Genomic DNA, 23688 nt, shown 5'->3' on the forward strand with positions numbered 1-23688 from the left:
AAAACCCCCGGTCGCCGCCGGTATCGCCGGCGGCGACTCCACCTGTTGCACGAATTTTGAGCGGTGGGCCTCCGAAATGGGCAGGGGTGAATGGGAAAGTGCGATAACAGTTGGTAAGGTATCGAGAATACAGACAAAAAAATCGGCATTCTTTGTGCTAAATGGTTGGTGAAACGCACGAGATGGGCTGAAAAACCACGATTGGAGGAAAGCAATGAAGCTTGTAGAAGCGATTATCAAACCGTTCAAGCTGGATGAGGTCAAGGATGCCCTGAACGAAATCGGGATCGAAGGTATTACGGTCAGCGAAGTGAAAGGATTTGGCCGCCAGAAAGGGCATACGGAACTCTACCGTGGTGCCGAGTACGTCGTCGACTTTATTCCCAAGGTCAAGCTCGAAATCGCCATTGCCGACGAGCTTGTGGCGAAGGTCGTCGAGACCATCGAAAACACGGCAAAGACCGGCCGGATCGGCGACGGCAAGATCTTTATCCTTCCCCTCGATGAAGCGGTCCGCATCAGGACCGGTGAGAAGGGGAACGAGGCGGTCTGATCACCTGTGCGGAACCTTTGCAAGGATTGAATACACTACCAATAAACGACTACCAGAAAACGGAGGTTGAAAAACAATGATACAAAGATGTATCAAGCTGCTCGTAGCAACAATGCTGTTTGTGATGCCCGTCACGGTTCTCGCGGAAGAGAACAAATCCCCGGCCGCATCGGCCACTACCGCAGCCAGCGCCCCGGCCCCGGCTGCAACCACTCCTGCCGCCGCTCCTGCCGCTGCAGTCGCACCGGCTCCCCCGAAGAACGTCGATCCGGTCCTCAATACCGGCGACACCGCCTGGATGCTCGTCTCCTGCGCCCTGGTCCTCTTCATGATCCCGGGCCTCGCCTTCTTCTACGGCGGCATGGTCCGCCAGAAGAACGTCCTCTCGACGATCATGCACTCCTTCGTCGCCATGGGGATCGTCGGCGTGCAGTGGGCGGTCATCGGCTACTCGCTCTCCTTCGGCCCCGACGTGGGCGGCGGCCTTGTCGGCAACCTCTCCAAGGCGCTCATGAACGGCCTCATCAGCTTCAAGGACGGCAACCCGGTCTATGCCCTGTTCCAGAACGTCCCGACCGAGCCGGGCTCCATTCCCGAGTACGTCTTCGCCATGTACCAGTGCATGTTTGCCATGATCACCGTGGCCCTCATCTCCGGCGCCATCGCCGAGCGGGTGAAGTTCTCCGCCTACTGCGTCTTCGTGCTCCTCTGGACCACTCTGGTCTACGATCCCCTGGCCCACTGGGTCTGGATGACCGACGGCTGGCTCTTCAAGAAAGGGGCCCTCGATTTCGCCGGCGGCACCGTCGTTCACCTCTCCTCCGGTATCTCGGCCCTGGCGTTCCTGGTCTTCCTCGGGAAGCGGCACGGATTCCCCCAAGAGCGGATGGCTCCCCACAGCCTGCCGCTGACCATGCTCGGGGTCGGGATGCTCTGGTTCGGCTGGTTCGGCTTCAACGCCGGTTCCGCCATCGTCGGGGTGAACTGCTCCGACGCGGCGGGGGGGCTCGCCGGTCTCGCCTTCGCCACCACCACCATCGCCCCGGCCGCCGCCGGCCTCTCCTGGATGATCGCCGAGTGGATCCATGCCGGCAAGCCTTCCGCCCTCGGCTTCGGCTCCGGGGTCGTTGCCGGCCTGGTCGTCATCACCCCCGCCGCCGGCTTCGTGCAGCCCGGCGCCGCCATCCTCATGGGGCTTGCCGCCGGCGTGGTCTGCTACGGCGGCGTCATGATGAAGGCCAAGCTGAAGTACGACGACTCCCTCGACGCCTTCGGCGTCCATGGCGTGGGTGGTACCTTCGGCGCCCTCGCCACCGGCGTCTTCGCCACGGTGGGTGCCACGGGGCTCCTCTCAGGCAACGTCTCCCAGTTCGTCACACAGGTGATCGCGGTGGCGGCCGCCGGCGCCTACGCCTTCATCGTCACCCTGGTCATCGCCTTCATCCTCGACAAGACCATCGGACTTCGCGTCGAGAAGGAAGACGAGATCATGGGCCTCGACCAGACCCAGCATTCGGAGTCTGCCTACAACTAGAAATGCCGGCCTCCGTTGCCGGACGACACGAAAGCCGCCCTCATCGGGCGGCTTTCTTTTTATGCTTGAATATTGGGCAGTAATCTGCGCAATAAATCGTCATGTGGTTGGGTCGGCAGAAAAAATATGTCGTGAATTCAGCGAGGTGTGCAATGCGTTTTCTGGCATGCCTCGTGCCTATTGAAGAGATGGATACTCTACCTGCCGGGGTTGCTGCGCATCGATGACGAACGCACTTGCAAAATACCTTGCCGACAACGGACCGGCCGATGGCGAGCTGCTCGACCTGCTGGCCTTCAACGAGAAGATGGCCGAGCTCGGGAAGATGGCGTCCGGGGTGGTGCACGAGCTGAATACCCCCTTGTCTGTCATCGTTTCGGCCACCCAGATGATTCTGCGCGAGGAGGGGCTTCCCGACTTCGTCCGCGAGCTGGTGGAGCGGATCAATCTGGAGGCGGCCCGCCTCGCCGAGCTGACGAAGGGGGTCCTCTCCTTCTCCCGCACCGACGGGGAAGGGAGGCGGGAGGCGGACGTGAACCAGGTCCTGCGCGATGTCATGCTCTTCCTCCGCTACGAGGCCCAGAAGCGCTCCATTGCCGTCATCGAAGACCTCGATTTCCGGCTTCCCTCCATCGCCGCCGACGGCAACCGGGTGAAGCAGATTTTCATCAACCTGATCATGAATGCCCTCCAGGCCATGGAGGAGGGGGGAAAGCTCTTTCTCCGCTCCTTTCCCGGTGAAAAGTCCGGGGTGGTGGTTCAGGTGGCGGATACCGGCCCGGGGATTCCCGCCGAGATGCTGGCGCGGCTCTTCACCCCGTTCTTCACCACCAAGGGACCGGGGGAGGGGACGGGGCTCGGTCTCTTTGTGACCCGCAAGATCATGGAGGGGATAGGGGGGACCATCACTGTCGAGAGTGTCGTCGGCGAAGGGACCACCTTCACCCTCACCTTCCCGGTGGCGGAGTAAGGGCGGCCGACGGCCGAACCGGCAAAAACGCCGTTCCGGGGTTCAAAAATTCCGAGATGCCTCCCGCCGTCTCCCTTTCGTGGGGGACGGCTTTTTTTGTCGCCGGGCGCCGGGGGGCTCTGGTATAAGACGGGAAAGACAGTCTCCGGAGGATAACGATCGTGATGGAACGATACCTGGAAACGGCGGTGAAGGCCGCCCGGCGCGCGGGGGAGTTGCAGCGCGAGCAGCTCTGGTGCGAGCACGAGATCGGCTTCAAGGGGGAGATCGATCTCGTCACCGAGGTGGACCGGGCGTGCGAGGAGCTGATCGTCGGCATGGTCCGCGACACCTTTCCCGACCATGACATCCTGGCCGAGGAGAACCGGTACGACACCACCGGCTCCCGCTTCCGCTGGGTCATTGATCCCCTCGACGGCACCACCAACTACGCACACGGCTTTCCCTGGTTCGGGGTCTCCATCGCCCTGGAGATCGATGGCGAGGTGCGGCTCGGCGTGGTCTGTCACCCGATGATGGACGAGCTTTTCACCGCCGTGAAGGGGGAGGGGGCGCGGCTCAACGGGCGTCCGATCAGCGTCTCCCGGCGCCATCCCCTCAAGGGGTGCCTCCTCGCCACCGGTTTTCCCTACGACCGGACCCGCGACAACGAGAACAACTTCGACAATTTCTTCAATTTCCAGTTCGCCGCCCGGGCAGTCCGACGGGCAGGGGCCGCGGCCCTCGACCTCGCCTACGTGGCGGCGGGGCGTCTCGACGGATACTGGGAGGTGAAGCTCAAGCCGTGGGACATGGCCGCCGGCCAGCTCCTCGTCACCGAGGCGGGGGGGAGGGTCACCAACCACGCCGGCGAGCCGCACTCGATCTTTGACCACCGCATCCTTGCCTCCAACGGCCTCATCCACGACGAGATGCTGGCGGTCCTCGCCGGAAAGGGCGAAAAAACGGCTTGACTAAACTTTACCTGCTCAGTAGTATTAATTTCAGTCTGTAACTTTACTTGTTGATTCACGAATAAACAACCCAATATCAAGTACTTATCACGAGCGACCGAGGGACCGGCCCGATGACGTCGCGGCAACCCCCCGCAAGGGGAAGGTGCCAATTCCTGCGGAACCGAGAGGTTCCGGGAGATAAGGAAGAGCGACGCCCCTCAGGCGAGATGAATCCTCTTCCGCACCCCGGAAGGGGATTTTTTCATTCAAGGAGCATTGCCATGAACATCGCGACACAGGCGGCCCAGATCGGATTGGAGTGGGACACCCGGACCGGGGCGGTGACGGTTCCCATTTACCAGACGGCGACCTTCCGCCATCCGGGGCTCGGGCAGAGCACCGGCTACGACTACTCCCGCTCCGGCAACCCGACCCGCCAGGCGCTGGAGGAGGGGATCGCCCGCCTCGACGGCGGCGCCCGGGGATTCGCCTACGCCTCGGGGATGGCCGCCATCACCAATCTCCTCTACCTCTTCGGCAAGGGGGACCACCTGGTGGTGACCGAGGATCTCTACGGCGGCACCTGTCGCCTCTTCGACCAGCTCTTCAGCCGGTTCGGCCTCAGCTTCAGCTACGTCGACACGAGCGACGCGGCGGCGGTGCGGGAGGCGATCCGCCCCGAAACGAAGGCGCTCTTCGTGGAGTCCCTCACCAACCCGCTCCTCAAGGTGGCCGACATCGAGGCCCTCTCTGCCCTCTGCCGGGAGAAGGGGCTGCTGCACATCGTCGACAACACCTTCCTCACCCCCTACCTCCTGCGCCCCCTGGAGCTGGGGGCCGACATCACCGTCTACAGCGCCACCAAGTACCTCGCCGGCCATAACGACACCGTGGCCGGCCTGGCGGTGGTGAAGGATCCCCGGTTGGCGGAACGGGTCTACTTCCACCAGAACTCGGTGGGGGCGATCCTCGGCCCCCAGGATTCGTGGCTTACCATCCGGGGGATGAAGACTCTCTCCGTGCGGCTCGACCGGCAGGAGGCCAACGCCCGCCGCATCGCCGCCTGGCTCGCCACCCACCCCGGGGTGCGCCGGGTCTACTACCCGGGCCTCTCCGAGCATCCGGGGCACGACCTCCTGGCGCGACAGGCGAGGGGGTTCGGCGCCATGGTCGCATTCGAGGTGACGGAGCGTCCCCTGGTGGAGCGGCTGCTGCTGAAGACGAAGGTCCTCTCCTTTGCCGAGAGCCTCGGGGGGGTGGAGAGCCTCATCACCTTCCCCGAGGGGCAGACCCACGCCGACATCCCGGTGGAGGTTCGGCGCCGCCTCGGGATCAATGAGGTGCTTTTGCGGCTCTCGGTGGGGATCGAGGACGCGGACGACCTCATCGCCGACCTGACCCAGGCGTTTGAAGCATAACGAAAAAGGAGCCCAGCACATGAAATTCGGCACCCGCATCATCCATACCGGCCACGAGATCGACCCGACCACCGGCGCGCTCTCGGTCCCGATCTACCAGACCTCCACCTTCGCCCAGGAGTCGGTGGACCACTTCGGCAAGTACGACTACGCCCGCTCCGGCAACCCGACCCGGGAGGCGCTGGAAGAGACCATTGCCCAGCTCGAAGGGGGGAGCCGCGGCTTCGCCTTCGCCTCGGGGATGGCGGCCATCTCCTCGGCGCTCCTTCTTTTCTCCCCCGGTGATCACCTGGTGGTCTGCGAGGATGTCTACGGCGGGACCTTCCGGGTCCTGACCCGCCTCTTCAGCCGCCTCGGGATCGAGTCGACCTTTGTTGACGCCACCGACCCCGGGAAGATCGAGACAGCCTTCCGGCCGAACACCAGGGGGCTCTTCCTGGAGACCCCCTCCAACCCGCTCCTGAAGATCACCGACCTGGCCGGGGCGGCGCGGATCGCCCGGGATCAGGGGGCCATAACGCTCGTGGACAACACCTTCATGCCCCCCTACCTCCAGCGTCCCCTGGAGCTCGGCTGCGACATCGTGCTCCACAGCGGCACCAAGTTCCTCAACGGCCACAGCGACGTCATCTGCGGCTTCGCGGTGACGAAGGACGAGGAGCTCGGGCGGCAGCTCGCCTTCATCCAGAACGGCTTCGGCGCGGTCCTGGGGCCCCAGGATTCGTGGCTCGTGCTCCGGGGGCTCAAAACCCTCAAGGTGCGGATGGAGGAGAGCCAGCGAAGCGCCGTGGCGGTGGCCGGCTGGCTGGTGGCCCAGAAGCGGGTGCCGGAGGTCTTCTACCCGGGGCTCGCCAGCCACCCCGGGGCCGACGTCCACGCCCGCCAGGCCGCTGGCCCCGGCGCGGTCCTCTCCTTCCGGCTCGAATCGGTGGAGCTCACCCGCCGGCTCCTGGAGGGCTCGACCCTCGCCGCCTTCGCCGTCAGCCTCGGCGGGGTGGAGAGCATCATCTCCTATCCGGCCAAGATGTCCCACGCCGCCATGCCGCCGCAGGCCCGGGCCGCCCGCGGCGTCACCGACACCCTCGTCCGCCTCTCCGTGGGGCTCGAAGACGCCGACGACCTCATCGCCGAGCTTGACTCCCTCATCAACGGTTGAATCGGGGAAAAACATTTCATCGGTAAAGTTTTTTCCGAGGCGGCCGATATGAACTGAGTAGATGCAATATCAATACTATGCGGGTGGCACCGGTCGTGCGGTCGGCGCCATTACTTCCCGGAATCCCGTGACTGAATGAAGATCAGAGATACACTGATAGCGGGATGCTGCTTCTTCGCCCTTCTCACGGCGCTGGTCGGCTATTTCGGCGGCCGTTCCGTCACCGAGATCAGCGGCGTGTTCGATGTCGTCACCGATGACGTCGTGCCGCAGATGATGGCCCTGAACGACCTGCGGACCGCGGGGCTGCGCATCGTCTCCTCCACGATCGAGCTCGCCTACTCCGCCCACGCCGGGAAGTCGCGGCAGGCGCGTGAGACGGACAGGACCGACGATCTCATCATGATCGAGTCGGCTGCCAAGATGTTCGACGACACCCTGCGGAAACTCGATTCCCGTGCCAGGCTATCACCGGCGGAGCGGGAGATAACCTCTGCAATCGAGACGTCGGGCCGGCGGATGGTCGAAACGAGCGGCAAGATCGTCCGGGCCGTTCAGAGGGGGGCGTCGTCGGCCCAGATCTTCCCACTGAAAGAGCGGTTCGAGGGGGAAGAGCGGGTTTTCCTCTCAACCCTGGAACAAGCCTCGGCCTACGAGGCCGAGGAGCTTGCCTCGACCCGGAATGAAGTGGACAGTACCATCTCCGCCTCCTACCTGAAGATCGCCGCCTTCTCCTCCGTTGCCTTCGCCCTCGCCATCGTGGGGGGCGTTTTTGCCGCCCGGGCCATATCCCGTCCCATCGCCACGCTCCACGACGGCGTTGTGCGGGTCGGACAGGGAGAGCTGGAGACGCGGATCGACGTGGCGGCATACACCGAGATTGGGACCCTCGCCGCCGCCTTCAACCAGATGACCGACGACCTCCGCTCGGCCAAGGAGGAGATCGTCGCTACCAGCGCCTATCTCGACAACGTCATCCGCTCCATGGCCGATGCCCTCCTCGTCCTCACCCCCGACGGTACCATTGCCGGAACCAACCCCGCCCTCTGCTCGCTTCTCGGGTACCGCGACGGGGAACTCTCCGGCCAACCCTTCGTTTCCGTCATGGACGACCGGGTCGCAGCCCAGGAACTCCTGGCGGAGATGGCCGGCGGGGAGCGGGTGCCGGACCGGGAGCTCCTGTACCGGGCCAAGGACGGGGAGGTGATCCCGGTGGTCATCTCCGGGGCGGCGATGCACGGCCCCGCCGGGGATATCCAGGGGCTCGTCTGCATCGCCCATGACATCAGCGAGCGCCGCAAGGCCGAAGAGGATATCCGCCAGCTCGCCTATTTCGACCCCCTCACCGCGCTCCCCAACCGGAGCCTCTTCCAGATCCGCCTCGTCCAGACCATCGCCACGGGGAGGAGGATGGGGGGCGTCTCGGGGCTTCTGATCCTCGATCTCGACCGCTTCAAGGATGTGAACGACACCCTGGGGCACGTCCTGGGGGACGAGCTGCTGAAGGCGGTCACGGAACGGCTCAGGGAGAGCATCCGTCCCTCGGACTTCCTGGCACGGGTCGGGGGGGACGAGTTCGCCGTCATCATCGCTCCACCGTGCGACCGGCGCAGCATTGCCGACCGTGCCCGGACGTTCCTCGATCTCCTCGCCTCTCCGTTCGCCATCGACGGAAAGGAGATCTTCATCTCCACGAGTATCGGGATCACCATCTTCCCCGAAGACGGCGAAGATGGCGAGTCGCTCCTCAGGCATGTGGACATGGCCCTCTACGATGCCAAGGCGAAGGGGCGAAACGCTTTCAGCTTCTTCTCGGAGGAGATGAACCGCAGCGCCAGGGCCCGCCGCACCCTGGAGGAGAGCCTGCGGCGCGCACTGCTCGACGAGGAGTTTTTCCTGGAATACCAGCCCCAGATCGACCTGCAGAGCGGAGCGATCTATGGCGTCGAGGCGCTGTTGCGCTGGCGTCACCCGGAGCAGGGGCTGATCCCCCCCTCCCGCTTCATTCCCGTGGCGGAGGAGATCGGGCTCATCCGCCGGCTGGGCGACTGGGTGCTGCGGAGCGCCTGCCTCCAGTGCCGGGAGTGGATCGAGGCCGGCTGCCGGTCGGTGAGCGTTGCGGTCAACGTCTCGGGGTATCAGTTCAGCCATCCGGATTTCGTCGATACGGTGGAACGGATCCTGGCGGAAACGGGGCTCGAGCCGCAGCTTCTGGAGCTGGAGCTGACCGAGAGCACCCTCATGGAGGGAAAAAGCGACACGATCATGACCCTCGTCGACCTCAAGGCCCGGGGGGTCAGTCTCGCCATTGACGACTTCGGCACCGGCTACTCCTCCCTCAGCTACCTCAAGCATTTCCCCATCGACCGGCTGAAGATCGACCGCGCCTTCGTGCGCGACATCGCCACCGATGCCGACGGACGGGCCATCGTCGAGGCGGTCGTCGCCATGGGGCACAGCCTGGGGCTCCGGGTGCTGGCGGAGGGGGTGGAGGAGGAGGCGGAGCGGGCGTTTCTGAAGGAGCGGGGGTGCGACGAGGTGCAGGGATACCTCTTCGGCCGGCCGATGCCGCCGACGGAGCTGCAGCGCCGCCTGGCGCCGACGGTGGAGACGGAGTGCCTCTTCGGGGGGCTCTGACCACCGCCGCGTTACCGGTCGATCTGGGCCTTCTGGAGCCGTCCGCTGAAATCGCGGTAGATCACCTTCATCCGGCTGAAGAACTCCAGCGCCCCGCCGTGCCCCCCCGCCTCCGGGTGCCCCGATCCCGAATGCTTCCAGCCGCCGAAGGGGAGCTGGATCTCCGCGCCGATGGTGGAGGCGTTGATGTAGACGATCCCCGACTGCAGTTCCCGCTCGGCCCGGGCGGTGGTATTCACGTCGCGGCTGTAGATGGCCGAGGAGAGCCCATAGGGGACGTCGTTGACGATGGCCGCCGCCTCCTCGAAACTGGCGCAGCGCAGAACGCTCACCACCGGACCGAAGATCTCCTCCCGCGCGATCCGCATGGCCGGCTTCACGTCGGCGAAGACTGTCGGCTCGATGAAACAGCCGTGGGCGAGCTCCCCTTCCGCGGCGCGCCGCCCGCCGACGGCGAGCCGCGCCCCTTCCTCGACGCCGATCCGGATGTAGTCGAGGACCCGTTCACACTGCTGCCCGTTCACCACCGGCCCCACGTCGGTCCCCGCCGTAAGGCCGTCCCCGAGCCGCAGCCGCCGCGCTCCGTCCACGAGCATCCCGAGGAACCGGTCGTAGACCTTTTCGTGCACCACCACCCGGCTCGCCGCCGTGCAGCGCTGGCCGCTGGTGCCGAACCCCCCCCAGAGGACCCCTTCCAGGGCCAGGTCCAGATCGGCGTTGTCCATGACGATGATGGCGTTTTTTCCCCCCATCTCGGTGGCGAGGGGGCGGTGGCGGGTGCCGAGGATCCCTTCCAGCCGTTCTCCGGCGGCCACCGATCCGGTGAACGAAACCGCGTCGACGCCGGGGTGGGTGGCGAGGTACTCGCCGATTTCCCCGCCGGGGCCGTTCACGAGGTTCACCACCCCGGCCGGGGCCCCCGCCGCCTCCAGTGCCTCCACCAGGGCGGCGGCACAGGCGGGGGTGTCGGAGGAGGGTTTGAGGATCACGGTGTTGCCGCAGATGAGGGACGCGAAGAGCTTCCAGCCGGGAATGGCGGTGGGGAAGTTCCACGGCGTGATGAGCGCCGTCACCCCCACCGGCTCCCGGACGCTCCTGCACTCTTTGTCGGGGAGCTCCGACGGCACCGTTTCGCCGGCCAGGCGCCGCCCCTCCCCCCCCATGTAGAAGGCCATGTCGATCGCCTCCTGCACGTCGCCGAGCCCTTCGGCGAGCACCTTCCCCATCTCCCGGGTGACGAGTTCGCCGAGCTCCTCTTTGCGCCGGATCAGGATCTCCCCCGTGCGGAAGAGGAGCTCGCCACGCCGCGGCGCCGGGACGAGCCGCCAGGTGCGCCAGGCGGAGCGCGCCGCTTCCACGGCACGGTCTACATCCTCCCTCCCGGAGCGGGTCACCCGCGCCACGGTCTGCCGGCTGTCCGCCGGGTTGACGCTCTCGAACCATTCCCCCCTCCCCGCAGGGAGCCACTTCCCGTCGATGTAGTTCAGTACGTCGCCCATGGTGCAACCTCCCCGTTTCGCCATTTCCTCAGATTAACGATACCAGAGCGCGGGCTCCCCACAAGTTTCGACTGTTGTTGCCGCCGGCGGGAGCCCGGTTATACTGGGAAAATACGATGCAACGGAAGGAGAGGGAGGCAGACCATGGACTTTACCCTGACCGAGGAGCAGCAGAGGATCCGCGACCGGGCCCGGGCGTTCACCGAGGCGGAGATCATTCCCCATGCCCGGGAGAACGACGCCCGGGAGCGCTTTCCCGCCGAGACGATCCGGAAGATGGGAGAGGCGGGGCTCCTCGGCGGGGTGATCCCGCGGGAGTACGGCGGGGGGGCGATGGAGTGGGTGAGCGATGCGCTACTCTTCGAGGAAGTGGGGCGGGGAGACTCGTCGGTGCGGACCACCATCTCGGTGCAGGTGTCGCTCGTCCAGCAGGTCATCTTCCGCTGGGGGAGCGAGGAGCAGAAGCGCCGCTACCTCCCACCCCTCTGCCGTGGCGAGCTTCTCGGCTGTTTCGCCCTCACCGAGCCGGGGGCTGGAAGCGACGCGGCCGGCATCGCCACCCGGGCCGAGCGGCGGGACGGCGGGTGGGTGCTGAACGGCACCAAGACCTGGATCACCAACGGCGGGGTGGCGGATGTGGCGATCGTCTTTGCCCGGACCTCCCCAGCGGCGGGGCACGACGGGACCGCCGCCTTTCTCGTGGAGACGAAGTCGCCCGGTTTCTCCACCTCGGAGATCCGGGGAAAGCTCGGCCTGCGCGCTTCCAATACGGCGGGGATCGTCATGAAGGAGTGCCGCGTGCCTGTCGGTGCCCTTCTGGGGACGGTGGGCGAGGGGCTGCGGATCGCCCTCGGCGCCCTCGACAACGGCCGCTTCGGCGTGGCCGCCGGCTGCGTCGGGATCCTCCGGGGGTGCGTGGAGGCGTGCACGGCATACACCCGCAGCCGCACCCAGTTCGGCCGCCCCCTCGCCTCGTTCCAGCTGGTGCAGGACATGATCGCCCGCATGGCGGTGGACCTGGAGGCGGCGCGGCTTCTCGTCCTGCGGGCGGCGGAGCTCAAGAACCGCGGCGAGCGCAACACCCTCGAAACCTCCATGGCAAAGTACTTTGCCAGCGAGGCGGCGGTGCGGGCCGCCACCGACGCCATCCAGGTCCACGGCGCCTACGGTTACTCCAATGCCCACCCGGTGGAGCGCTATCTGCGCGACGCCAAGGTGGCCACCATCTACGAGGGGACCTCCCAGATCCAGAAGCTGATCATCGGCGAGCAGATTCTCGGGGTCAGGGCGTTTGTTTGAAACAGGGGAATCGCAAGGGGTTAATGTGACAAAGCAGAACTATGCCCCGATGATCTTCACGAGCATCCTCTTTCTGCGCTTCTGTCGCCCATTCCCTAACCTGTTGATTTGCCCGGTTAATCCTGTATAATCCTAATTTCACCAGCCTTCCTGTTAACACGCATCAATGCATGGAGTTGCCCATGATAGATCAAGCTCTTCTGGACAGGGCTGCCGAGTTGCTCAAGGAGACTGCCCGTCCGCAAAAAATCATCCTGTTTGGCTCTCATGCCCGAAAAGAAGCACGTGAAGACAGCGATATCGATATTCTCGTCATCGAAGCCGAGGTGAAGGACCGCATTGCCGAGATGGTGCGCCTTAACCGGACATTGAGCCCCCTTCGTATCCCCGTCGATCTGCTGGTGGTCAGCCAGGAGATGTTCGATTATTGGGCTGAAACCCCGGGCAACGTATATTATCGGGCAAAAACGGAAGGGAAGGTAATTTATGAGGCAGCATGAACAGGCTATGCTCCTGCTCAAAAAGGCTGCCGACGATGAGGCGCTCCTGTCCGAAATACTTTCATCCAACCGTGTAAGTGATGAAATCTTCGGGTTTCATTGCCAACAGGCCGTGGAAAAATTTCTCTAGGCTTTGCTTTTCCACGCTGGCATCGGCTATCCCAGAACCCATAACCTCCGCCTGCTGATGGACCTTCTGGCAGATTCCGGACAACCGCTTCCAGCCGGCCTGGCCGATCTCGATATCCTCTCCCCTTACGGAACCCTGTTTCGCTACGAGGATCTGCCTGCCGAGGTCGAACTCGACCGAGAAGCGCTTTTCAAGCTGGTCAGGTCCCTCCATCAGTTCGTTGAGACTGGTCATTCCTGAATTACACCGATCAGGGGGTAACCTCTGGCACCTTCAGGTCATTTCCCTCCTGATTTCATCGAAGATACCTATCCCCGTTGCCGCACCCCGTTTTGCAGAAATGCAAAATACTGCTGGCTTTTTTTATGCCGTTTACATAATATCCTTCGTGACTCCGCAGGGATAGAAGAGGGCCATGCACCGTTACCTGTTCGCCTTCATGAACAACCTGAAGCTCCGCTGGAAGATGCTGGTGCTGGTGCTGCCGCTCGTCACGGTCCCGATCATCGTCGTCGGCGGGGTCATCAGCTACATCTCCACCAAACAGGCCTACCGTGGGATCACGCAGACGGCGCGAGACGACCTGGAGCATATGGCCAGCTTCACCATCGACCTCCTCAACTCCCACCATCAGCAGTTCCAGGTCTACAAGCAGGACAAGGAGCGGACCGTCCGCCTGGAGCTCGCTACCCTCACGAACCTTTCCTACAACGTGGTGGAGGCGGAAAACCGCCAATACGAAAGCGGCAAGATCGATCTCCGCAGCGCCCAGGAGGCGGCCCGAAAGGCCCTCAAGCGGGTGAACGTCGGCGAGACCGGCTACCTTTACGCCATGACCACCAGGGGAGACCTGAAGGTCCACATCGCCCGGGAAGGGGAAAACGTCTACAACGAGAAAGACGAGAACGGTCGCCCCTTCATCCGGATCATGTGCCGGAACGCCCTGAAGTCGAAGCCGGGGGAGATCCTCTACATCGTCTATCCCTGGCGCAACGCGGTGCTGGGCGACAAGTACCCCCGGAAGAAGGTGGTGGCGTACCGCTATTTCCCCCAGTGGGACTGGATCATCGCCGCAGGGGGGTACCTGGAGGAAACCTACGATAACCTCGCCTTCGAGCGCCGCTCCTTCGAGGAGCTGAAGGAGAAGATCAAGAGCAAGAAGGTGGGGCGGACCGGCTATATCTTCTGCATGGATGAGAAGGGGAACTTCACCGTCCACCCCGACGGGGAGGGGAAGAATTTCCTGAACGCCGTCGATTCCAGCGGCAGGAAGTTCATCAGGGAGATGGTGGAGAAGAAGCGGGGGTGGATCCGCTACCCGTGGAAGAACGTCGGCGAGAGTCACCCCCGGATGAAGATCGTCCGTTATGACTATTTCCGCCCCTGGGGGTGGATCGTGGCGGTCGGCTCCTACGAGGACGAGTTCTACCAGGAGGCGAACCTGATCCGGGGACGGATCGTCGGGAGCATGACGGTCATCATCATCGTGGTGGGGATCCTGGGGACGCTGCTGGTCTTCCTCGCCGCCAAGGTCCTCACCGATCCGATCAACCACATGATGGAGGTGATCCGCCAGGTCAAGAAGGGGCGGCTCGACGAGCAGATGGAGGTAGAGACCAGCGACGAGCTGGGGGAGCTGGCCGGCGCCTTCAACCGGATGACCGCCATCATCCGCCAGAACAAGGAGATGGAGGCGAATCTCGCCCAGCAGGGGAAGATGGCCTCCCTCGGGGTCCTCTCCTCCGGCGTGGCCCACGAGATCAACAATCCGCTCGGGGTCATCCTCGGCTACGCTTCCTACCTGGAGTCGAAGACCGCCGAAGAGGAGCCCTCCTTCAAGTATATCCACGAGATCAAGCGGGAGAGCAAACGGTGCAAGAAGATCGTCCAGGATCTCCTCTCCTACGCCCGGACGCCGAAGCCGTCGCTGGAGCCGACCGATCTCAACCATCTCCTCGGCCAGATCGTCGACTTTGCCGCCAACCACACCGACATGCATCACGTGAGCATCGTCAGGGAATTTTCCCCGGAGCTCCCGCCGGTCATGGTCGACGGCGATCAGATCCGCCAGGTGGCGATCAATCTGATCCTCAACGCCGGCGCCGCCATGACCAAAGGGGGGACGCTGACGGTGAAGACCGCCCCCGACGGCGAGGGGTACGTGCGGGTCGTCTTCAGCGACACCGGTGCCGGCATCGCCCGGGAGGACCAGGAGAAGATCTTCGAGCCGTTTTTCACCACCAAGGCCCGGGGGACCGGCCTGGGGCTCGCAATCACGAAGCAGATCGTGGAGATGCACCACGGCCGGATCATCATCGAGAGCGAGGTGGGGAAGGGGACCGATGTGACCGTGCGGTTGCCGGTGACGCCGGAAGAGCTGTAAGTTGACGAAATGACTCGGAAGAGGTGAGATGACGTGTCTGAAGCGAAGCGGATCATGCTGATCGACAACGAAGAAGGGCTCTGCCGGATGATGGAAGCGGTCCTCGCCGACAGCGGCTATGCGGTAAGGGGGTACACCCGTTCCTTCGAGGCGGTGGAGGAGTTCAGGGCGGGGGAGTGGGACCTGGTGGTGACCGACATCAAGATGCCCGGGATGGACGGGCTGGAGGTGCTCCAGAAGGTAAAGGGGAAGGACCCGACGGTCCCGGTCATCATGATCACCGCCTACGCCACGGTGGAGATGTCGATCCAGGCCCTGCGCCGGGGGGCCTACGACATGCTGACCAAGCCCTTCGAGCCGGAGGAGCTCCTCTACCGGGTCAAGAACGCCCTCAAGCATACCCAGCTCCTGGAGGAAAACCGGGAGTTGCGGGAGAAGCTGGTTGGCAAGTTCCGGTTCGACAACATCATCGGCGCCTCCACGGGGCTCAAGAGCGTGCTGGAGCGGGTGGAGAAGATCGCGGTGCGCGACACCTCGGTGCTGATCACCGGGGAGTCGGGGACCGGCAAGGAGCTGATCGCCGAGGCGATCCACTACAACTCGCCCCGCAAGGACAGGAAATACGTCGCCATCAACTGCGGGGCGCTCCCCGAGTCGCTCCTGGAGAGCGAGCTCTTCGGCTACAAAAAGGGAGCGTTCACCGGCGCCAGGGAGAACCGTCAGGGGCTGCTGGAGGCGGCTGACGGCGGGACCCTGTTTCTCGACGAGGTGGGGAACCTCCCCATGAACGTGCAGAAGACGCTTCTCCGTTTCCTCCAGGAGCAGGAGTTTCTCCGCATCGGCGACACGACCCCGACCAAAGTGGACGTCCGGATCATCTCCGCCACCAACGCCGACCTGAAGGAGGCGGTGAAGAGCGGCGCCTTCCGCGAGGACCTCTACTACCGGCTCAACGTGGTCAACATCCACCTCCCGCCGTTGCGGGAGCGCCGGGACGACATCCCGCTGCTGGCAGCCCATTTCATCACCCTGCAGAACCGCAAGTTCGACACCGCCCTGAAGGGGCTCGATCACGATGCGCTGGAGGCGGCCACCGCCTTCGCCTGGCCCGGCAATATCCGGCAGCTCAAGAACGTGATCGAGGCGTGCACCGCCATGGAGAGCGAGGAGTACATCACCCTCCCGGTCCTCTCCCAGTTCATCGAGATTCCCGTTCCTGCCGGCAGCGGCGAGGCCGGTTCCGGCTTCGAGGGGGAAGGGGAAGAGGGGGACTATGCCGTCGCCCTCTCCCGGTTCGAGCTCGAGTACCTCAAGGGGCTCCTGCGGAAGAACCGCGGCAACGTCGAAGCGGCTGCCCGGGAGGCGGGGATGAACATGGCGACCATCTACCGCAAGATCAAGAAGTACCAGCTTCGGCGGGAGGATTTCGCGTAAAGTCCCTCCCTTCCCCTCTCTTTGCATTTCTGCAAAACTCCCCCCGCCTCCCCTTGCATGACTGCAAGCAGGGAGGCGGCCTGTTTCTAACCCTTCAAGATAGTTCTACAAACTCCACTTCGTGTTCTTTTTCGTCGTATACGGCGCGAACGCTTCCGCCATGATCTCTCACCTCTTTCTCGCGCCTTTGCAAAAAACGGTGTTTTGCCGTTTGGTTCGCCCGGCGCGCCCGGGGCCAGTGATTCCGTGTGTAATGCATTGAAAATGCAGTAATTTTTCGATTGCCGAAAATGATTTTACTGTTTTGGTATACAGGTTGCTCTTACCGTTTACAGTTACTCCTTCAAGCATGGGCGAAGTGGGGGATGGTGACGACCAGGTGATCCTGCTTCACTCCCATGCGCATCAGTTAGCCGATACGGTTTCGCATAGAGGTTTCCATGAAGGACGGAATTGTCTGCCCCTTCTACGGCAAGAGTGATGACATCTGCGACGTGGGTTGCGGCTATATCTCTCCCCACGACGTCAACATGATCATAAAGTTCTGCAGCTGCCGGTACCGCGAGTGCATGAAGTACCAGGAACTGGCCGAACGCTTCCCCCATGAAGTGCTGACCCCGGCGAAGTGCTGAACTAAACAAAGGAGGCTGCCATGCTTTACAATCTTTCCCTTCATCTGCACGGTCCGTACATCCTGTACGCGCTAACACTTGTTGCGTCATTGATCGTCATTTCAGTCGTAAAGGAGAAAAGAGATGAGCGAAAGAGAGCTTGAACTGCTGGCAAGGATCGAGCAACTTGAGCGGCACACCTGGCGGAACAGTTCCATCCTCCGCGCGGTGGCGATGGTAGCCGGGACGGCGATGATCGGCATCATCATTGCCTCGGGAGTCGTCGGGGGGGGCCACGGCAGTCACTGGTCCGGCCCGGCCTGGAACACGATGTGGCTCTACGGTCTGTTCGCCGCCAATGCCGTGTCGATGTTCTGGACCAGCCACAAGGAATAGAACTTCCACACTTCCACCAACCAGTTGCCAGGGGAACTCCGGGGGAAAGCCCGGTTTTCCTCCACGGAGGATACGAAGATGCCGATGAGTATCAAGAACGCAATCCTGCTTTTAGTGGTGGTCTCGCTGTGCGCCGCCTTCAGTATGAAACTGTTCCAGGGACTCGACGACATGATGGGTAACCAGTACTGGGTCGTCGATACCACCCAGGGGGATCATGGCTGGTACGCCATGGGGCTCCTTCCCCATGTGAAGCTGATGCCCAAGGACGTGGTGAAAGCGGCCAACACCGACCCCAACGTCAAGGAGAAGTACGTCATCTACGCCCAGGCGGGGGACTTCGCCGGTGATGCGGTGTACGGCATCACCTACGGCATCCCGCTCATCATGTATCTGATCTGGTTCGCCTTCATTCTCGGCTTCCCGGACCGCGTCGACCCCTATCTGCTCCCCCGCCGGCTCTTTACCCTGGCGGTCATCACCACCTGTTCCATTCTGGCAAACCTTTTCCTGATGCGAATTGCCGCCGACTTCGCCCGCGATCCGATGTCCCGCATCGCCAACGTCGCCGGAAACCACTCGTCGCTCCTTTTTCACAACGCTGGGATCTGGTTCGCCATTCTCTTCTCGGCCCTCGGTACCCACAATCACTCGATAAAGGAGTCGCCGGCCCCCGACAGCCGCAACTGGCAGACCCAGGCCAACGAGAAGTTCTCCTGGATGTTCATTCTCCTGGGTGTCGTCACCGTCCTGGAGGTGGTACTGGTGAAGGCGAAACTGGCTCTTCCGGACGCCGCCGTCGACTACTCGGTCTGGATCATCTGGGTGGTGATCTTCATGCGGATGTACGGCTTCTCCCCCAAATACTGGGTCAAGCGGGGGCGTGGCATCACCATCATGGTGGTCGGCACCGCCCTCACCCTCCCGGTCTTCTACTTCCTCGAGCATGCCACCGGGAGCCTCGGCGCCGGCTTCGCCTCTCCGATCCTGGCCAAGGCCCTCGGCGCCGAAAACCAGAACATCGGACTCTCCCTGATGATCTCCATCTACCTGATCTTCTGGATGGAATTCTCCGCCGCGATCCGGATGAACGGCCCGTCCAGGAAGGCAGTAGAGCAGAAGCATTAAGTCGGGGCTCGGGACTGGGCAAAACCTGAAACATGGCAAAACAGAAGAGGCGACGGGAGTTCCCGTCGCCTCTTCTCATTTCAATCCTTGTTACCCCGGAAGATTATTCCTATTCCACCCGGACTTCGGACGTCTCCAGTTCCCCCTCCAGGTGGGCGATGAGCTCTCCCACGAGCTCGCGGTAGCCGCCGGGGAGCTCCGCCACGCCATCCAGGGCGGTGCCTAGCCGCCGGGCCGCTGCCAGGGCCGCCCGCAGCGGCACCGCCGGGTCCCGCACCGGCTCCTCGCGGGTTTTCGCCACCTCCCGAAATTGCTTCAAGACCGTCGGGTGGCTCCGCTCCTGCTCCACGATGCTTTTGCGCAGGTCGGCGTACTCCTCGTCGGAAAACCCCTTCTCCTCCCGGGCCTGGCGCAGCAGGTCGATGGATCGGTAGTCGGGAAGTGGCCGCGGCTCCTCCCTGCGGGCCAGGATCTCCGGCTCGTGCTTCTCTATGAAGCGGTAGGCGAGGGTCAGCTTCTGGGCGGTCTCCTTCTTGATCCGGATCTCCCTCGTGCAGTACTCCTCGAAGCTTCCGTAACCCCATTCGCGGTAGAGATTGCGGGAGCCGACGGCGAGGAGCCTGTCTCCCAGCTCCACCCACGACGACTTGAACCGTTTGGCGCTCTGCAGCACCTGGAAGCGCTCGGAGGAGGGATCGAGCCCGTCCATGACCCGCTCGATGTGGCGTTCGCCTGACGATTTGGGTGTATCGGTCATTGTGATCTCCTTGTTCGGTTCTCTCCAGAGTGATACCACAGAAGCGGCTCCGCACCAACGCCAGAATCGCGCCGCATCACGTTTTTGGCTTGGCTGGCGGAAAAGGTTCGGGGTACAATCCACCGCCTGAGCCTGTCAGCCCGAAAACCGCCTGTTTCGGGATCCTCATTGTCGCGGGAGTAATAAATGAAAAAGCTGAAGATCCTCATGGCCGCCTCGGAGTGTGTCCCGTTCGCCAAGGAAGGGGGGCTCGCCGACGTGGTGGGGGTGCTCCCGAAGCACCTGGAGCGCCTGGGGCACGATGTGCGGGTGGTGATGCCCCGCTACTACAAGGTCGATCGGGAAAAGTACGGCCTGAAGCAGTTGCCGGGGATACTCGTGGTGCCGATGGGTATCATCGGCGAGCAGTACTGCGGCGTCTGGGAAGGGCGACTTCCGGGGAGTGACGTGCCGGTCTACTTCCTGGAGCACCAGGGGTACTACGGCCGCGACGGCCTCTACGAGGTCGACAACGTAGGGTTCCTCGACAACGACAACCGTTTCATCTTCCTCTCCCGGGCCGCCATGGAGCTGCCGAAGATGATCGGCTTCACCCCCGACATCATCCACGCCCATGACTGGCACACCGCCGCCGTGCCGCTCTTTCTCAACACCCTCTACCGGGACGACCCCCGCTTCGCCCGGAGCGCCTCGGTCCTCACCGTCCACAACATGCAGCACCAGGGGAACTTCTACGAGGGGGCCATGGATGTCCTCGGCGTCGGCTGGGAGCATTTCACCTTCCTCGGTCTGGAGAAGGACGGCGAGGTGAATCTCCTGAAAGGGGGGATCTACCACGCGACGGCCCTCAATACCGTGAGCGAGGGGTATGCCCGGGAGATGCAGACCCCGGAGTATGGTTGGGGACTCGACGGCGTGGTGAGGGAGCGGGCCGCCGACCTGGTGGGGATCCTGAACGGGGTCGATTACGACGACTGGAACCCGGAGTCCGACCCCTTCATTGCGGCGAACTACTCGGCCGCCGACCTTGCGGGGAAAAGGCTCTGCAAGCGCGACCTGCAGCGCGCCTTCGGGCTGCAGGAGCGGGACGACGTGCCGCTCTTCGGGCTTGTTTCGCGGCTCGTGAAGCAGAAGGGGATCGATGTTTTTGCCGAGGCGATTCCCCGCATCCTCGCCCTCGATCTCCAGGTGGTGATGCTCGGCGCCGGCGAGCCGTGGGCCCACTTCTACTTCGGCGACATCATGGCCGCCCACCCCGAAAGATTCGCCATCCGCGTCGGCTACGACAATCCGCTGGCCCACCGGATCGAGGCGGGTGCCGACTTCTTCCTCATGCCGAGCGCCTTCGAGCCGTGCGGCCTGAACCAGATGTACTCGCTCCGCTACGGGACCCTGCCGGTCGTCCGGGCCACGGGGGGGCTCGACGACAGCGTGGAGAACTTCGACGAAGCGCGCCTCGCCGGCACCGGCTTCAAGTTCTGGAGCCTCGATGCCGGCGCCCTCTTCGACACGGTCGGCTGGGCGGTCCACACCTGGTACCATCGCAAGGACGCCATGGCACGGCTCATCGCCAACGCCATGGCGAAGCGCTTCACCTGGGAGGAGGCGGCGGCGAAGTACGAGGAGCTCTATCGTCGGGCGCTTCGCCGGAGGTTCGGGACGAAGGGGTAACCGGCGGGACCGGAAGCGAAAGAGGGGAGGGCCCCATGGCTCTCCCCTCTTATTGCGTCCGGGGTGCGGATCTCTCGCCGATCGCCAGGAGCGGGGGACGGCCGGTGACCGTCTCAGGAGTCCCCTTTCCTGTCGCGGGAGCTCCTGCTCAGGTAGTCGATGAAATCGAGGTGGCGGTTGATGAAGGCGAGGTTGTGGCGGCTCTCGTAGAGGAGGATCGCGCAGGAGGCGAAGAGGAAGAGCCCTCCCAGGAGGGCGATGGCGGTCGGAATCCAGCTCGTGGCCGCGGAGCCGAAGGCGACGTTGAAGGCGATGCCGAGGCTCGACGCCACGAAGAGGCCGGTGGCGGTATAGAGGGCGGCGAGGGAGCGCTGGATGAGGCGGGCGCGGACCCGCTGCCGCTGGAGCTGCTGCTCCAGGTAGGCGAAGCGCTCTTCGGGGTAGGGGAGCTTGGCGGCGATGAGCCCCTCCAGCTCTGTCTTGTAGCTGTTGACCCGGTCGAAGATCCGCCCGAGACGGGCCGCGGTGGAGAAGATGAGGGAGCCGCAGGCGGAGATGAGCACCGCTGGGGTGATCATGGAGGTGAGGACCCTCGTGCTGGAGAGGGCCTCCAGGATTTCCTTCTCGTTGAGCGCCATGATTGGGTCCTTCAATCCCGGTAGCGTTTCAGCAGATCGCCGTAAGCCTCGATCCGTCGGTCGCGCAGAAACGGCCAGATCCGGCGGACCGACTCGCTCCGCTCCAGGTCCACCTCGGTGATGAGAAGCTCCTCCTTATCGTTGGACGCCTGGGCGATGATCTCCCCCTGGGGGCCGGCCACGAAGCTGGAACCCCAGAACTGGGCCCCCGGCAGGTGGCCTGAGGGATCGGGCTCGTGACCGACGCGGTTGACGCTTACTACCGGCAGGCCGTTGGCGACGGCGTGGGCACGCTGAATGGTGATCCACGCCTCCTTCTGGCGGATCTTCTCCTCATCCTCGTCCCGGGGGTCCCACCCGATGGCGGTGGGGTAGACGAGTAGCTCCGCGCCGGCCAGGGCCATGAGGCGCGCCGCTTCGGGGTACCACTGGTCCCAGCAGACGAGGACGCCGATCTTTCCCACCGAGGTCCGCACCGGCTCGAAGCCGAGGTCGCCGGGGGTGAAGTAGAACTTCTCGTAGTAGCCGGGGTCGTCGGGGATGTGCATCTTGCGGTATTTCCCGGCGATTGCACCGTCCTTCTCGAAGACCACCGCCGTGTTGTGGTAGAGGCCCGGCGCGCGCTTCTCGAAGAGGGAGGAGACGAGCACCACGCCGAACTCCTTCGCCACGGAGCCGAGCAGTTCGGTGGTAGGTCCGGGGATCTCCTCGGCCAGGTCGAAGTGGCCGGTATCCTCGTTCTGGCAGAAGTAGGGACCACAGTGGAGCTCCTGGAGCACCACGAGATTCGCGCCGAGGACGCTGGCCTTGCGGATGTTCTCGATGCTCTTGGCGAGGTTGAGGTCCTTGTCGGTCGTGCAGCTCTGCTGGACGAGGCCGACGGTTACGGTTTTCATGGCAATACTCCTTTGGGGATCTGCATGGTGACGCAATGGAGCGAGCCGTGCTGGATGATGAGGGGGTGGCAGTCGATGCCGATGATCTCGCGTCCCGGAAACGCTTGGCCGATGGCCGCCAGCGCCGCTTCGTCGGCCGGGTCATCGTAGGTCGGGACCAGCACGGCGCCGTTGATGACGAGGAAGTTGGCGTAGGTGGCCGGAAGCCGCTCCCCCTCCTCGTCGTAGCAGGGCCGGGGCCAGGGAAGGGGGATGAGGCGGTACGGCTTTCCCTCCCCGGTCCGAAAGCTTTTCAGCTCCTTCTCCATCAGGAAGAGGGGGGTGTAGTGCTCATCAGCGGCGTCGTCGCACCGGACGTGGACGATGGTGTCGTCCGGGGCGAGGCGGGCCAGGGTGTCGACGTGGGAGTCGGTGTCGTCACCGGCCAGATAGCCGTTTTCGAGCCAGAGCACGCGGTCGGCGCCGAGCTGGGCCCCCAGGGTCGCCTCGATCTCCTCCCGGGTCAGATGGGGGTTGCGGTTCGGGTTCAGGAGACACTCGGCGGTGGTGAGGATCGCCCCCCCCCCGTCGCTCTCGATGCTCCCCCCCTCCAGGATGAGCCCGACGGTCTCCAGGGGGGTGGCGCCAAAGGCCCCGCCGTGGCGGAGCCGCCGGGTGACGAGGTTGTCCCGGTCGCAGGCGAATTTCAGACCCCAGCCGTTGAACCCGTAATCGAGGAGGAGGGGGGCGCCGTCCCGCTCGATGGTGATGGGGCCGAAGTCCCGCGACCAGGTGTCGTTGGTGGGGATCTCGAAGAGGCGGACCCGCTCCATCCGCGCGCCGACGGCGGTGAGGATCGCCCCGGTCCGCTCGCCGTCGGCCGCCACGACCAGGGCGGTTTCGAACCGGCTGATATGTTTCACGATCTCGGCGTAGACCAGCTCCACCATCGGGAGCCAGGGGAGCCAGTCGCTCTCTTCATGGGGCCAGGCGAGGAGAACGCCGTCCTGCTCCTCCCATTCGGCCGGTAGCCGTACCGTCATTGCAGATCCTTTGGGTCGGGTGAATAACAAAACGCCAAATGATACAAAATCAGGGGGTAAAGTGCAATTTTCATTTCCTGGGCGTTGCCTCCGGTAATAGCTCTTGGATCGAAACTGCAAC

The 23688-nt window shown here is 63.7% G+C and carries 21 protein-coding genes and 1 riboswitch; of the genes, 16 read left to right on the forward strand and 5 right to left on the reverse strand.

The features are described from left to right. The first annotated feature begins 214 nt into the window (after nucleotides 1-214). From M6689_RS08655 to M6689_RS08685, 7 genes are all read left to right on the forward strand, one after another. Entirely contained in the window at nucleotides 215-553 is a 339-nt protein-coding gene (locus M6689_RS08655; RefSeq protein WP_298270339.1) for a P-II family nitrogen regulator, read from the forward strand. A gap of 76 nt (nucleotides 554-629) precedes the next feature. After that, nucleotides 630-2087, forward strand: coding sequence for an ammonium transporter (locus M6689_RS08660; protein WP_298270341.1), 1458 nt, complete (start codon nucleotides 630-632; stop codon nucleotides 2085-2087). Nucleotides 2088-2310: 223 nt separating this feature from the next. Beyond that, nucleotides 2311-3057, forward strand: a complete 747-nt coding sequence (locus M6689_RS08665) for a HAMP domain-containing sensor histidine kinase (RefSeq protein WP_298270344.1) — start codon at nucleotides 2311-2313, stop codon at nucleotides 3055-3057. Nucleotides 3058-3221: 164 nt separating this feature from the next. Beyond that, a complete protein-coding gene (locus M6689_RS08670; protein ID WP_298270347.1) occupies nucleotides 3222-4010 on the forward strand; it encodes an inositol monophosphatase family protein in 789 nt (262 codons plus the stop codon). Nucleotides 4011-4091: 81 nt separating this feature from the next. Further along, a riboswitch (SAM riboswitch) is annotated at nucleotides 4092-4197 on the forward strand. A 76-nt stretch (nucleotides 4198-4273) separates the two neighbouring features. Continuing rightward, the gene (locus M6689_RS08675) at nucleotides 4274-5410 is read left to right on the forward strand and encodes a PLP-dependent aspartate aminotransferase family protein (RefSeq protein WP_298270350.1); all 1137 of its coding nucleotides are present in this window, start codon (nucleotides 4274-4276) and stop codon (nucleotides 5408-5410) included. Between the two features lie 19 nt (nucleotides 5411-5429). Next, entirely contained in the window at nucleotides 5430-6566 is a 1137-nt protein-coding gene (locus M6689_RS08680; RefSeq protein WP_298270353.1) for a PLP-dependent aspartate aminotransferase family protein, read from the forward strand. 135 nt (nucleotides 6567-6701) lie between these two features. Continuing rightward, on the forward strand, nucleotides 6702-9203 hold the full coding sequence (locus M6689_RS08685) for an EAL domain-containing protein (protein ID WP_298270355.1): 2502 nt from the start codon (nucleotides 6702-6704) through the stop codon (nucleotides 9201-9203). 11 nt (nucleotides 9204-9214) lie between these two features. Here M6689_RS08685 and M6689_RS08690 read toward each other — a convergent pair whose 3' ends face one another. Beyond that, entirely contained in the window at nucleotides 9215-10702 is a 1488-nt protein-coding gene (locus M6689_RS08690; RefSeq protein ID WP_298270356.1) for an aldehyde dehydrogenase family protein, read from the reverse strand. 144 nt (nucleotides 10703-10846) lie between these two features. Between M6689_RS08690 and M6689_RS08695 the strand changes: the two genes are divergently transcribed. From M6689_RS08695 to M6689_RS08730, 8 genes are all read left to right on the forward strand, one after another. Next, on the forward strand, nucleotides 10847-12001 hold the full coding sequence (locus tag M6689_RS08695) for an acyl-CoA dehydrogenase family protein (protein WP_298270358.1): 1155 nt from the start codon (nucleotides 10847-10849) through the stop codon (nucleotides 11999-12001). A 182-nt stretch (nucleotides 12002-12183) separates the two neighbouring features. Next, the gene (locus M6689_RS08700; protein ID WP_298270360.1) at nucleotides 12184-12501 is read left to right on the forward strand and encodes a nucleotidyltransferase domain-containing protein; all 318 of its coding nucleotides are present in this window, start codon (nucleotides 12184-12186) and stop codon (nucleotides 12499-12501) included. Between the two features lie 187 nt (nucleotides 12502-12688). Further along, nucleotides 12689-12871 carry a hypothetical protein gene (locus tag M6689_RS16295; RefSeq protein ID WP_366949740.1) on the forward strand — a complete coding sequence of 61 codons (183 nt, stop codon included), beginning with the start codon at nucleotides 12689-12691 and terminating at the stop codon, nucleotides 12869-12871. Between the two features lie 175 nt (nucleotides 12872-13046). Beyond that, the gene (locus tag M6689_RS08710; protein WP_298270365.1) at nucleotides 13047-15014 is read left to right on the forward strand and encodes a cache domain-containing protein; all 1968 of its coding nucleotides are present in this window, start codon (nucleotides 13047-13049) and stop codon (nucleotides 15012-15014) included. 33 nt (nucleotides 15015-15047) lie between these two features. After that, complete coding sequence (locus tag M6689_RS08715) at nucleotides 15048-16448, forward strand: sigma-54 dependent transcriptional regulator (protein ID WP_298270367.1); 1401 nt, start codon at nucleotides 15048-15050, stop codon at nucleotides 16446-16448. Between the two features lie 440 nt (nucleotides 16449-16888). Then, nucleotides 16889-17080: a hypothetical protein gene (locus tag M6689_RS08720; protein ID WP_298270370.1), complete on the forward strand. Its 192-nt coding sequence runs from the start codon at nucleotides 16889-16891 to the stop codon at nucleotides 17078-17080. A 123-nt stretch (nucleotides 17081-17203) separates the two neighbouring features. Continuing rightward, nucleotides 17204-17455 carry a hypothetical protein gene (locus tag M6689_RS08725; RefSeq protein ID WP_298270373.1) on the forward strand — a complete coding sequence of 84 codons (252 nt, stop codon included), beginning with the start codon at nucleotides 17204-17206 and terminating at the stop codon, nucleotides 17453-17455. A gap of 78 nt (nucleotides 17456-17533) precedes the next feature. Beyond that, complete coding sequence (locus M6689_RS08730; protein WP_298270375.1) at nucleotides 17534-18583, forward strand: hypothetical protein; 1050 nt, start codon at nucleotides 17534-17536, stop codon at nucleotides 18581-18583. Between the two features lie 109 nt (nucleotides 18584-18692). Here the strand turns inward: M6689_RS08730 and M6689_RS08735 are convergent, their stop codons facing one another. Then, nucleotides 18693-19340: a hypothetical protein gene (locus M6689_RS08735; protein ID WP_298270377.1), complete on the reverse strand. Its 648-nt coding sequence runs from the start codon at nucleotides 19338-19340 to the stop codon at nucleotides 18693-18695. 186 nt (nucleotides 19341-19526) lie between these two features. Here M6689_RS08735 and glgA point away from each other — a divergent pair, with 186 nt between their 5' ends. Then, on the forward strand, nucleotides 19527-21011 hold the full coding sequence (glgA, locus tag M6689_RS08740; RefSeq protein WP_298270380.1) for a glycogen synthase GlgA: 1485 nt from the start codon (nucleotides 19527-19529) through the stop codon (nucleotides 21009-21011). Nucleotides 21012-21124: 113 nt separating this feature from the next. Here glgA and M6689_RS08745 read toward each other — a convergent pair whose 3' ends face one another. From M6689_RS08745 to M6689_RS08755, 3 genes are read right to left on the reverse strand one after another with little or no spacing between them, the layout of a single operon-like run. Next, nucleotides 21125-21649, reverse strand: a complete 525-nt coding sequence (locus M6689_RS08745) for a DUF2721 domain-containing protein (RefSeq protein ID WP_298270382.1) — start codon at nucleotides 21647-21649, stop codon at nucleotides 21125-21127. Nucleotides 21650-21660: 11 nt separating this feature from the next. Beyond that, on the reverse strand, nucleotides 21661-22545 hold the full coding sequence (locus M6689_RS08750) for a carbon-nitrogen hydrolase (protein ID WP_298270385.1): 885 nt from the start codon (nucleotides 22543-22545) through the stop codon (nucleotides 21661-21663). After that, nucleotides 22542-23567 (reverse strand): agmatine/peptidylarginine deiminase, encoded by a 1026-nt coding sequence (locus tag M6689_RS08755; RefSeq protein ID WP_298270388.1) that lies wholly within the window; start codon nucleotides 23565-23567, stop codon nucleotides 22542-22544. The genes M6689_RS08750 and M6689_RS08755 overlap by 4 nt, the downstream gene beginning before the upstream one ends. Nucleotides 23568-23688: the final 121 nt, after the last annotated feature.

The organism is Geobacter sp., assembly GCF_027327745.1.
Classification (GTDB): Bacteria; Desulfobacterota; Desulfuromonadia; order Geobacterales; family Geobacteraceae; genus Geobacter.

Bases quoted from the DNA above. Each gene is read 5' to 3' on its own strand.
- M6689_RS08655 (WP_298270339.1), top strand. From the start codon at position 215: ATGAAGCTTGTAGAAGCGATTATCAAACCGTTCAAGCTGGATGAGGTC.
- M6689_RS08660 (WP_298270341.1), top strand. From the start codon at position 630: ATGATACAAAGATGTATCAAGCTGCTCGTAGCAACAATGCTGTTTGTG.
- M6689_RS08665 (WP_298270344.1), top strand. From the start codon at position 2,311: ATGACGAACGCACTTGCAAAATACCTTGCCGACAACGGACCGGCCGAT.
- M6689_RS08670 (WP_298270347.1), top strand. From the start codon at position 3,222: ATGGAACGATACCTGGAAACGGCGGTGAAGGCCGCCCGGCGCGCGGGG.
- M6689_RS08675 (WP_298270350.1), top strand. From the start codon at position 4,274: ATGAACATCGCGACACAGGCGGCCCAGATCGGATTGGAGTGGGACACC.
- M6689_RS08680 (WP_298270353.1), top strand. From the start codon at position 5,430: ATGAAATTCGGCACCCGCATCATCCATACCGGCCACGAGATCGACCCG.
- M6689_RS08685 (WP_298270355.1), top strand. From the start codon at position 6,702: ATGAAGATCAGAGATACACTGATAGCGGGATGCTGCTTCTTCGCCCTT.
- M6689_RS08690 (WP_298270356.1), bottom strand. From the start codon at position 10,702: ATGGGCGACGTACTGAACTACATCGACGGGAAGTGGCTCCCTGCGGGG.
- M6689_RS08695 (WP_298270358.1), top strand. From the start codon at position 10,847: ATGGACTTTACCCTGACCGAGGAGCAGCAGAGGATCCGCGACCGGGCC.
- M6689_RS08700 (WP_298270360.1), top strand. From the start codon at position 12,184: ATGATAGATCAAGCTCTTCTGGACAGGGCTGCCGAGTTGCTCAAGGAG.
- M6689_RS16295 (WP_366949740.1), top strand. From the start codon at position 12,689: ATGGACCTTCTGGCAGATTCCGGACAACCGCTTCCAGCCGGCCTGGCC.
- M6689_RS08710 (WP_298270365.1), top strand. From the start codon at position 13,047: ATGCACCGTTACCTGTTCGCCTTCATGAACAACCTGAAGCTCCGCTGG.
- M6689_RS08720 (WP_298270370.1), top strand. From the start codon at position 16,889: ATGAAGGACGGAATTGTCTGCCCCTTCTACGGCAAGAGTGATGACATC.
- M6689_RS08725 (WP_298270373.1), top strand. From the start codon at position 17,204: ATGAGCGAAAGAGAGCTTGAACTGCTGGCAAGGATCGAGCAACTTGAG.
- M6689_RS08730 (WP_298270375.1), top strand. From the start codon at position 17,534: ATGCCGATGAGTATCAAGAACGCAATCCTGCTTTTAGTGGTGGTCTCG.
- M6689_RS08735 (WP_298270377.1), bottom strand. From the start codon at position 19,340: ATGACCGATACACCCAAATCGTCAGGCGAACGCCACATCGAGCGGGTC.
- glgA (WP_298270380.1), top strand. From the start codon at position 19,527: ATGAAAAAGCTGAAGATCCTCATGGCCGCCTCGGAGTGTGTCCCGTTC.
- M6689_RS08745 (WP_298270382.1), bottom strand. From the start codon at position 21,649: ATGGCGCTCAACGAGAAGGAAATCCTGGAGGCCCTCTCCAGCACGAGG.
- M6689_RS08750 (WP_298270385.1), bottom strand. From the start codon at position 22,545: ATGAAAACCGTAACCGTCGGCCTCGTCCAGCAGAGCTGCACGACCGAC.
- M6689_RS08755 (WP_298270388.1), bottom strand. From the start codon at position 23,567: ATGACGGTACGGCTACCGGCCGAATGGGAGGAGCAGGACGGCGTTCTC.